This window comes from Ruegeria sp. CDSC021, from assembly GCF_059610845.1.
In genome coordinates this window covers 57905-67887 of sequence record NZ_JBXWOK010000016.1, presented here as the reverse complement: position 1 = coordinate 67887, position 9983 = coordinate 57905, and the positions used below count along the sequence as shown (strand labels likewise).

The window sequence follows — 9983 nt, the reverse complement described above, 5'->3', positions numbered from 1 at the left end:
CAGCCCGCAAAATCAACCAACTTCCCACCCAACTCAACATGCAAACCATGCAAAGGCGTGCGCCTAATATCCGTCATAAATAAATCCTTTCCCAAGCCAGTTTTCCGAGGTCATCGAATAGCTTGCAACGATGAATTTGCAGGACAGTCTGATATCACCAAGGTTCCTGTGGACGGTCTTGCGAGTCAACAACAATACCGCCCGGCCAGATTCGGGGGTGAGCGAGAATAATTTCCAAACCGCAACGAACGGCTCTGGCCCCGGACCTAGACCTGTCCTAAGACTTGCCACGCAAGAGGGACCGACATGTCACATATCACACTGGTGCGTCACGGGCAGGCCAATACCACCGCGCGCGACGAAAAGAACTATGACAAGCTCAGCGATCTGGGACATCAGCAGGCCCGCTGGCTGGGGGCGCATCTCCAGGACACACGCAGCCATTTTCCCCGGGTCTATTGCGGCACCCTGATCCGCCACGCCGAGACCACCGCCAGCATGGGGCTGACTGATCCGATCCGCGATCCGCGGCTGAACGAGATCGAGTATTTCACCATCGCGCAGCTGTTCGAGGAACAGCACGGAGTGAAAGTGCCCACTGATCGCGAAGGTTTTGTCGAGCATCTGCCCCGCACCTTTGCCGCCTGGGCCGATGGCGCCATCAAAAACACACCGGAAACCTTCGAGGAATTCGAAACCCGGGTGCGCGACGCGCTGACCGATATCGGAACCGAAGGCGGCCCTGCCATCGTTGTGACCTCGGGCGGGTTGATTTCGATGGTTGTCCGGCAGGCGATGGGGCTGGATATCCCGGCCATGGCGCGGGTGGCTCTTGCCATCATGAACACGTCAATGCACCGTTTATACCCGATAGGTACACAGCTCAGCCCGGTTCTGTTCAATGCCGTTCCGCATCTGGAAGCACCAGACCGGCAGTTTGCACAGACCCACCTGTAACCCCAAACCAGAGGCTTTGTGATGCAACTTTACTATGCCCCTCGCACGATTTCGGTCGCCGTTGCGATTGCACTGGAAGAGGCCGGGCTGGACTATGAGGCGATCCAACTGGACTTTGCCAGTGGAGAGCAAACCAAATCCGCCTACAAGCAGATCAACCCAAAAGGCCGGGTTCCGGCGCTGGTGGTTGACGGTGGGATTTTGACCGAAACCGGGGCACTTTTGGAGTTCATCGCAGCAATGGCTCCGAAGGCCGGGCTGGTGCCTGCGGACCCGATCATGGCCGCCCGGATGCGCGAGGTGATGTATTACCTTGCCTCGACCATGCATGTGAACCACGCCCATAAGCTGCGCGGCGCGCGGTGGGCCGACAAGAAATCCAGCTGGAAGGATATGACGGCAAAAGTCGCGCAGACCATGGCAGCGTCCTGCGACTATATCTGTTCGAACGGTCTGCGTGGACCGTTTGTGCTGGGCGAGGCGTTCTCGCTTGCCGATGCCTATTTGTATGTGGTTTGCAGTTGGTTGGAAGGCGACGGCGTCGACATCGCAGCCTACCCCAAGATCGTCGCCTTTCGTGAGGCGGCAGAAGCGCGCGCTTCGCTGAAAGCCGTACGTGCCGCCGGAATGCTCTGATAAAGGGGACAAAATATGACGCATCTATGGGTCCGGGCCGAACAGCGCCCGAACGAAGAACGGGTCGGGCTGACCCCTGAAGGCGCTTTGGCGCTGATCGCTGCTGGCATCCGCGTAACGGTCGAGGAAAGCCATGTTCGCGCCATCCCCATCGACGGTTACAAGGCTGCTGGCTGCGAGATCGCGCCCGAGAACTCCTGGCCAGATGCACCCAAGGACGCGATCATCTTTGGCCTCAAGGAACTGCCCGAGGATGGCACGCCCCTGCCCCACCTCCACATCATGTTCGGCCATGCCTATAAGGGTCAGCATTCCGGCCGGGCGCTGCTAGAACGGTTCAAGGCCGGGGGCGGAACGCTGTATGATCTGGAATATCTTGTCGACGAAAACGGCCGCCGAGTCGCCGCCTTTGGCTATTGGGCCGGCTATGCCGGGGCTGCGGTGACACTCAAGACTTGGGCCGCGCAGCAGCGGGGCGCGGAATGCCCTCCGGTTGGTGTCTATCCCAGCAAGGACGCGTTGAATTCCGAGCTTCTGGCTGAACTAGATGCCATCGAGGCCAATAGACCAAGGGCCATCGTCATCGGTGCTCTTGGCCGCGTGGGCACCGGCGCCAGCGACCTTTGCACGGCGATGGGTGTCAGTGTCACCAAGTGGGACATGGCCGAAACCGCCAGCGGTGGGCCGTTCCCTGAAATCCTGGACCACGACCTGTTCCTGAACTGTATCTTCGCGCGCCCAGGTACGCCGATTTTTGTCCCACATGAGGCACTGGCCGCTGACCGCAAGCTGACCGCCATCGGCGATGTCGCCTGTGACCCCGACAGCGATTATAACCCTGTTCCGGTTTATGACCGAGCAACAACTTGGGAGGCACCTGCCCTGCGCGTGGCGACCAATCCGGTTCTTGATGTAGTTGCAATCGACAATCTGCCGTCGATGCTACCGGTCGAAAGCTCGGAAGATTATGCAGCACAGCTTCTGCCTTCTCTGCTGACCCTGACCGATCTGGACAGCGGCGTCTGGGGCCGGGCCCGCGATACTTTCGACAACCATGTCTAGGAGTAGCCACGCATGGAACACCTGATCGGAGGCGCGGCTGCGGTGCTGGGCACTGTATGTTGGCTTCCTCAAACCCTAAAGACCTGGCGCTCCCGCGAGACCAAGGATCTGTCTATGCCGGCGAACCTGTTGATTCTGGCCACGCTGAGCCTGTGGCTGATTTACGGAGTGATGATTGCGGCATGGCCGCTGATATTGGGTAATGTGATCTCGATCCTGCTTGTCAGCGCGATCGTGATTGCAAAACTGAGGTTTGGCTGAACAGCCGTAAAGGAGTTTTCACATGACGATTCACTGGTGTGGCACCGGCCTGTCGGCCATTCCCGGCTTACGCCGCCTGATCGAAGGCGGGCACAAGGTCACGGTCTGGAACCGGACAATCGAAAAGGCCAAGGCCGAAGTTGGTGACCTGACCAGCGATATCCGCGTTTTTGACATCGACGCCTTGGCGGCGGTGCTGGAACAGGGCGATGTCATCGTTTCGATGTTGCCCGGCGACTGGCACGTGCCCTTGGCCGAGCTTGCAATCGCGAAACAGGCGAATTTCGTCTCATCCTCCTATATCGCCCCCGAGATGCGCGCGTTGGACGAGGCGGCCCGCGAAGCCGGGGTGGCGCTGGTCAACGAGGGCGGGCTGGACCCGGGCATCGATCACCTGATGGCTCATGCACTGATCGACGACTATCGCGCTTCGGACGCGTTCGACCCGCAGAACCACCTGAGTTTCATCTCTTATTGCGGTGGCATCCCCAAGCATCCGAACCCGTTCCGGTACAAGTTCAGCTGGTCACCGCTGGGTGTGCTCAAGGCGTTGCGTTCACCATCGAAATCAATTCGCAATTATGCTCCGCTGGACGTGGCGCGCCCATGGGATGCGATTACCAGCTATATCGCACCCCTGCCCACACCCGAAAGCTTTGAGGTCTATCCGAACCGCGACTCGATCCCGTTCATGGCGCAGTACCATTTCGAGGATCACTGGCCGGTCAAGGAATTCGTCCGCGGTACGCTGCGTCTGAATGGCTGGGCCGATGCGTGGTCGGGTGTGTTTGCCGAAATCGAAACCCTGTCCGGCCCCGAAGGCGATGCACGCCTGAAGGAGATGTCGGACCAGTTCTGGGCCGACAACGCCTATGACGAGGGCGAGCCGGACCGTGTGGTTCTGTGTGTGGGCCTGAAGGCGGAAAAAGACGGCGTTCCGGTCTGGCACAAAACCTATGTGATGGATGCCTGGGGTGACGACCGCGGCACGGCAATGGCGCGGCTGGTCTCGGTCCCCGTTTCACTGGCTGTCGAAGCCGTCTTGAACCGCGCTATTCCGGCAGGCGTTCATGCGGCCCCCAATGATCCGAAACTGGTGCAGGGCTGGATGGCTGAAATCGACCGGCTGGCGCAGCACCTCGCGATCATTGACCATTCCAACTGAGATGACCGTCACGCCAATCAGGTGGCGTGACGGCAATAAAACTGGTGCCTACATCAGATCATTTTCCACGTCCTCGGCCGATACCCCTAGCGCATCCAGACCATTTTCCAGATGATCTGACATGTGCGGCGTTCCGATCAGGTAATCAGCACAGGGGGTTGAGGCTTCGGCCCTTGCGGTGGCGATGGCTTCGACCAGATCCTCGGCGAAGAAGCTTTCACGCCCGATCCACATGATAGCCACCAGTTCGGCCTGTTCGTCCTCGCTCATGTGATCAATGAACGCGCGCAACTCGCCCTCGGCCCGATTCAGCTCGCGCCCCATCAGCGCAACCTGAGCAACTTTTCTTGCTGAAATTTCCAACATGACCCGACTCCTGTGTTCGCGGCTTTCGAATGAAACAACCACTAGGCAGAGCCCGAGTCTTTGATCTTGAACAAACGCGTTAGCGCAGGCGCACACGCGAAACCGGCTGATCCGGCACCGGTGCGGTTCTGAACGGGCGAAAGGTGGCTTTTTTCACCCAAAGTTTAAGTGCTTGCCAGATGATCAGCGCAAAGGTCCGCCGCGCACCAAATGGGCGGCGCAGCAGCGACCACAGGATCACCCGGTTGGTCAGCGGACGGCGTGTCCCGGTCAGGGTGGCGATCAATCCGCCCTCGGGGCGGGTATACTCGATCCAAACGCCAACACGTTCGGGGCGATAGTCGAAACGGAAGGTATAGCTGCCCTCGATCTTCTGGAAGGGCGAAACATGCAGCAGCTTGTCAGCCACCATCCTGTCTGTCACTTCGATGGGCGCAAAACCGGGCTTGTGGCACAGATAGCTGTGGCGCGTGCCATAGGTGTTGGTCACCTCGGCCACCACCGCATTAAGCACATCCTGTCCATCAAAACAGAACCAGAAGCTGACCGGGTTGAACACATGCCCCAGAACCCGAGGCTGCGTCAGCAACATCAGGCGCGCCGGTTGCGCCACCTGCAACTGATCAAACCGCGCGCGCAGCCAGGCGGCACCGTCGCCCTGGCCCGGCTCACCCCCGTGATCCTGCGACCGCCAGTTGGCAAGATTGGCCCGGTTCACCGAAAATAGCGCCGGAGTGGTCAGATCGCGTTCAGGGTTCAGAAGAATGTAGTCGACCGAATAGCGGAAGGCGTTTTCGATCGCCCCCTTGCGCCCGTGAAAGGTATGGCCCGCAACATGATCAACGGTCTGTGTCATTCGATATGGTCCGACCCGCTTGTAACCGCCCGGAGGGGCGTGGTTTTCTGAAGGTTTCTGTTACTTAGAATACGGCATCCAGCCAGGATTGGATCAAAAATATCGCTTCAGAGTGATCCGGCTTGGGACACCAACCGTATTGTGGTTATGTTTACCGAGATAGACACCGTGACCTTGGACGAGCCGGCGGCTACACCCGCCGTCCTCAAGCCTTGGCGCACAAGAAAACGCATCAAGGGTAGACAGGTGAACGGAACACAAAGCAGTTGCGACACCAGGATTGAGTGGGTGGACCATGTCAGGCGCATTCGGGATGCGCAGGATCAGGCGGCTTTTGCCGAGCTGTTCCAGCATTTTGCGCCGCGGATCAAGGCGTTCCTGATGAAGTCAGGCTCGGACGCGACCATGTCCGAGGAATGTGCGCAAGAGGTGATGGCGACCTTGTGGCACAAGGCCCATCTGTTCGATCCGACCCGGGCAACGGTGGCCACATGGGTGTTCACCATCGCACGGAACAAACGCATCGACGCCCTGCGCAAGCAACGGCGCCCCGAACCGGAAGAACTGGGCTGGGGCCCCGAGTCCGAACCTGATCAGGACGACGTGATCGTCTTGCAACAAGAAACCGCGCAGCTGCGCACTGCCTTGAAGGCGTTGCCTGACGCGCAAAGAGACTTGATCGAAAAGGCCTATTTCGGAGACCTGAGTCACCGGGAAATTGCGTCTCAGACTGGATTGCCTCTGGGAACGATCAAATCAAGAATTAGGCTGGCGCTGGATCGCCTGCGCCACGCAATGAACTGAGACAGAGACGATGAGCAAACAGATTAAGCATCACCTGACGGAAGATCTGCTGATGGCATATGCCGCCGGCAGCCTGCCCGAAGCGTTCGATCTGATGGTCGCGACCCATCTGTCGCTGTGTGACCATTGCCGCGCGCAGGCTGAAAGCTTTGATGCGGTTGGCGGACAGATACTGGACGCGCTGCCCTATCCTGCCCAAATGAACGACAGCGCGCTGGCTGCGACGATGGCGCTGATCGCCCAAGGCGTACCGACCCCCAAGCCCGTGAACAAGGGCTGCGCCGTGCTACCTGCCCCCCTGCAGGACTACGTCGGCGGCACTGTCAATGACATCCGATGGCGGCCCATCGGAATGGGCGTCAGACAAGCTATCTTGCCGACGAGCGGCGACGCTTCGGCACGTCTGCTGTTCATTCCGGCCGGAACCGCAGTTCCGGATCACAGCCATAACGGTATGGAATTGACCATGGTTCTGCAGGGTGCTTTCTCGGATGAGGTTGATCACTTTGCACGCGGCGATGTTGAGATTGCCGATGAAGATCTGCATCACACCCCGACCGCAGACATTACCGCAGATTGCATCTGTCTGGCCGTTACCGACGCGACGCTAAAATTCACCAAGCTCATGCCCCGCTTGTTCCAGCCCTTCCTGCGTATCTGATCTCTGGGACCTGACGCGATGCGCTGGCCAAATCCGGCCAATGTCGCATCGAACGGCTTATCAGATTTCGTGCCGCGCCAGCGGTACAACGCCCGGCGTGTCGTCAGGTGCGATCTCTTCGAAATCGAAATTGTCCAGTCGCTGCGCCCGGCGCCCGGCCTTTTCAGCGCTGATCTTGATTTCCGAGATATCCTTGGCCGCCTGCCCGAAATGCCGGTCCAAATTGGAAACCCGATCGCCCAGGCGATCTACATCCTTGTGCAGCAGACCCAGCTCTTTGCGGATAGCACCCGCCTGTTCCCGCATCCTTGCGTCCTTCAGGATCGCGCGCATCGTGTTCAGCGTTGCCATGCAGGTGGTGGGCGAGACGATCCAAACACGTTTGGTAAAGCTCTCCTGCACCAATTCGGGAAACTTGGCGTGCAACTCGGCATAAACCGCTTCGGAAGGTAGGAACATCAACGCGCCATCGGCGGTTTCCCCGTCCAGAATGTATTTCTCGGAGATGTCGTTGATATGCTTGCGCACAGTTGTTCGGAACATCTGCACCGCCGCTTTCAGCTCCGTATCATTGGTCGACCCGATCAGCGCCTCATACGCTTCCAACGGGAATTTGCTGTCGATCACAATGGGGCCGGGTGGGTTGGGCAGGTGGATCAGGCAATCCGCCCGACGCCCGTTCGACAAGGTCGCCTGCAGCTTGAAACTGTCCGAGGGCAACGCCTTGGAGACGATATCGTTCAACTGAATCTCTCCGAACGCACCTCGCGTCTGTTTGTTCGACAGAATATCCTGAAGCGACAGCACATCGCCCGATAGTTTGGTGATGTTATCTTGCGCCTTGTCGATGGCCGCCAGACGCTCCTGCAGCTGGGTCAGTGACGTCGCCGTTTGTTTCGACGAGCCGTGCAGCGATTCCTTCATCCGCTCCTGCATCTCGGCCAGCGCACGTGCGGATTTCATCGCGTTATCTGCCAGCCGATCGTTCATCTGCTGCTGCACCGAAGACAGGCGCGATTCAACCGTCTGGATCACCTGCAGCTGCGCATTGGCCTGCGTGTCCGAGACATGCTGCAGACCACCGCGCAGCTGCTCTTGTCCTTGTCCCAACTGCTGAACATGTTGACCCAGATGCGCCATTTGCCGCGACAGTGGCTCGGCCATCCTGGCTGACCGGTTGGCCGCTCGCAAAGACAGGAACAGCAGCAACAGGATCAATGCCACCACCCCGCCAACGATCAGGATCACGGGGTCGTTCAATGCAAATTGGGTTCCTGCAATCTCGATCATGTTGCCTCGGGTGTTCTTGTTTTATTCTTCATAGCCCGCGCACCGCGCGGGATCAACTGCGTCCGAACAATCGTTCGATATCGGCCAGTTTCAGTTCCACATAAGTTGGCCGCCCATGGTTGCACTGGCCGGAATGGGGTGTCGCCTCCATCTCGCGCAGCAGGGCGTTCATCTCTTCGGCCCGCATTCGGCGGCCCGAGCGGATCGAACCATGACAGGCGACACGGCTGAGGATCGCCTCAATCCGCGCCTGCACCTTCTGGCTTTCACCCTGATCGGAGAGCTCATCCAGAATATCCAGAATCATTGCGCGGGCGTTGACCTCACCCAGAATGGCCGGGGTTTCACGCACGGCAACCGCACCGCCGCCGAAGGGCTCGAGCGTCAGGCCAAAGCGAGAAAGGTCATCCGCCACCGCCAAAAGTCGCGCGCAGTCGCTTTCAGACAACTCTACGATCTCGGGGATCAGCAGCGCCTGCGCCGCCACGCGGTTCGCCGCCATCTGGGCTTTCAGCTTTTCATAGACCAACCGCTCATGCGCGGCGTGCTGATCGACAATCACCATGCCATCAGCGGTCTGGGCGATGATGTAGTTTTCATGCACCTGCCCGCGCGCGGCCCCCAAAGGCAGGTCTTCGGTCGGCGCCTCGGAAGCGGGTTCCGCGACCGGCTCGACCACGCTGCCGCTGTAATCGCGGGTCAGTTCAGCAAAGCCCGGTGCCTGCGCCTGATAGGCCATCTGGCGCGCGGCGGGTGAAGGGCGATCCATCTGGTAGACCCGCGCCGGAATGGGTTGCGGTGATTCAGGCCGCATCGCGCCGAGGGTCGCGTTCGCTACGGTTGAAGACGCCCGATGCCCGGCCTCTGCCAGCGCGTGCCGCAGAGCCGAGACAATCAGCCCGCGCGCCACGCCAGGGTCGCGGAACCGCACTTCGGATTTGGCAGGGTGCACGTTCACATCCACCAGCGTCGGATCACAGTCGATGAACAGAGCCGCCGCCGGATGCCGATCACGGCTGAGAAAGTCGAAATAGGCCGCCCGCAATGCACCGGTCAGCATCTTGTCACGCACAGGCCGTCCATTGACGAACAGGTACTGCGCCACCGCTGCACCCCGAGAATAGGTCGGCAGAGCGGCATAGCCATACAGCCGGATACCCTCACGCGTGGCGTCAATTTGCAACGCGTTCTCGGCAAACTCGCGCCCGATCACGCGGGCCAGTCGGGCATGCAACGCGTCAAACAGATCACCATTCTCGCGGTCAGCCCGGAAGGTCACGCGCCCCTCGCCGCCGCCCGAGACATCGCGCAGGGTAAAGGTGACCGAGGGCTCGGCCATGGCCAGACGTTTGACCGTATCGGCGATGGCCTGTGTCTCGGCGCGGTCGGTACGCATGAATTTCAGACGCGCAGGCGTGGCAAAGAACAGATCGCGCAACTCGACCACGGTACCCGCGCGCAGAGCCGCGGGTTTCACCGCGGACATTGTGCCACCAGCGACCTGAATCTGCGCCGCATCCGCCCCCGGAACACGACTGGTTATGGTCAAACGCCCAACCGCGCCCAGCGACGGCAACGCCTCACCGCGAAAGCCGAAAGTATGAATGTTCAGCAGATCCGACCCGTCGATTTTCGAGGTTGCGTGGCGGGCCAAAGCCAACGGCAAGTCCGCCGCCGCAATACCACAGCCGTCATCGGTGACGCGAATCAGCGTCTTGCCCCCATCGGCGATCTCTATCGCAACCCGCGTGGCACCTGCATCAATGGCGTTCTCGATCAATTCCTTGACCGCAGAGGCCGGTCGCTCGACCACTTCGCCGGCTGCGATCCGGTTGATTGCAGCATCGTCCAACTGCCGAATTACCGGTCGAAACTCGCTGATATTGGGGTTTGCCTGCTCCATACCCCTAGACCTAGCACATGCG

The 9983-nt window shown here is 59.8% G+C and carries 11 protein-coding genes; 7 read left to right on the top strand and 4 right to left on the bottom strand.

Going from position 1 to position 9983, the window contains the following annotated elements:
* Nucleotides 1-306 precede the first annotated feature (306 nt).
* The 5 genes from AC2FGB_RS18695 to AC2FGB_RS18675 are packed head-to-tail and all read left to right on the top strand — an operon-like array spanning nt 307 to nt 4081.
* Complete coding sequence (locus AC2FGB_RS18695; RefSeq protein ID WP_142640087.1) at nt 307-957, top strand: histidine phosphatase family protein; 651 nt, start codon at nt 307-309, stop codon at nt 955-957.
* Nucleotides 958-978: 21 nt separating this feature from the next.
* On the top strand, nt 979-1593 hold the full coding sequence (locus AC2FGB_RS18690) for a glutathione S-transferase family protein (RefSeq protein ID WP_142640085.1): 615 nt from the start codon (nt 979-981) through the stop codon (nt 1591-1593).
* A gap of 15 nt (nt 1594-1608) precedes the next feature.
* On the top strand, nt 1609-2655 hold the full coding sequence (locus tag AC2FGB_RS18685; RefSeq protein ID WP_496690447.1) for a saccharopine dehydrogenase: 1047 nt from the start codon (nt 1609-1611) through the stop codon (nt 2653-2655).
* A 12-nt stretch (nt 2656-2667) separates the two neighbouring features.
* The gene (locus AC2FGB_RS18680; RefSeq protein WP_142640081.1) at nt 2668-2916 is read left to right on the top strand and encodes a SemiSWEET family sugar transporter; all 249 of its coding nucleotides are present in this window, start codon (nt 2668-2670) and stop codon (nt 2914-2916) included.
* Nucleotides 2917-2938: 22 nt separating this feature from the next.
* Nucleotides 2939-4081, top strand: a complete 1143-nt coding sequence (locus tag AC2FGB_RS18675; protein WP_496690446.1) for a saccharopine dehydrogenase family protein — start codon at nt 2939-2941, stop codon at nt 4079-4081.
* A 48-nt stretch (nt 4082-4129) separates the two neighbouring features.
* On the opposite strand, the gene AC2FGB_RS18670 is transcribed toward AC2FGB_RS18675, so the two are convergent.
* Both AC2FGB_RS18670 and AC2FGB_RS18665 read right to left on the bottom strand, forming a co-directional pair.
* Nucleotides 4130-4447 carry a DUF3775 domain-containing protein gene (locus AC2FGB_RS18670; protein WP_142640076.1) on the bottom strand — a complete coding sequence of 106 codons (318 nt, stop codon included), beginning with the start codon at nt 4445-4447 and terminating at the stop codon, nt 4130-4132.
* 79 nt (nt 4448-4526) lie between these two features.
* Nucleotides 4527-5303 carry a DUF1365 domain-containing protein gene (locus AC2FGB_RS18665; protein WP_142640074.1) on the bottom strand — a complete coding sequence of 259 codons (777 nt, stop codon included), beginning with the start codon at nt 5301-5303 and terminating at the stop codon, nt 4527-4529.
* A 147-nt stretch (nt 5304-5450) separates the two neighbouring features.
* Between AC2FGB_RS18665 and AC2FGB_RS18660 the strand changes: the two genes are divergently transcribed.
* The gene (locus tag AC2FGB_RS18660; RefSeq protein ID WP_142640072.1) at nt 5451-6107 is read left to right on the top strand and encodes a sigma-70 family RNA polymerase sigma factor; all 657 of its coding nucleotides are present in this window, start codon (nt 5451-5453) and stop codon (nt 6105-6107) included.
* 10 nt (nt 6108-6117) lie between these two features.
* Entirely contained in the window at nt 6118-6768 is a 651-nt protein-coding gene (locus AC2FGB_RS18655; RefSeq protein WP_496694590.1) for a ChrR family anti-sigma-E factor, read from the top strand.
* 60 nt (nt 6769-6828) lie between these two features.
* Here the strand turns inward: AC2FGB_RS18655 and AC2FGB_RS18650 are convergent, their stop codons facing one another.
* Both AC2FGB_RS18650 and mutL read right to left on the bottom strand, forming a co-directional pair.
* Nucleotides 6829-8058, bottom strand: a complete 1230-nt coding sequence (locus tag AC2FGB_RS18650) for a DNA recombination protein RmuC (RefSeq protein ID WP_142640068.1) — start codon at nt 8056-8058, stop codon at nt 6829-6831.
* Nucleotides 8059-8110: 52 nt separating this feature from the next.
* Complete coding sequence (gene mutL, locus AC2FGB_RS18645) at nt 8111-9961, bottom strand: DNA mismatch repair endonuclease MutL (protein ID WP_496694591.1); 1851 nt, start codon at nt 9959-9961, stop codon at nt 8111-8113.
* Nucleotides 9962-9983 lie beyond the last annotated feature (22 nt).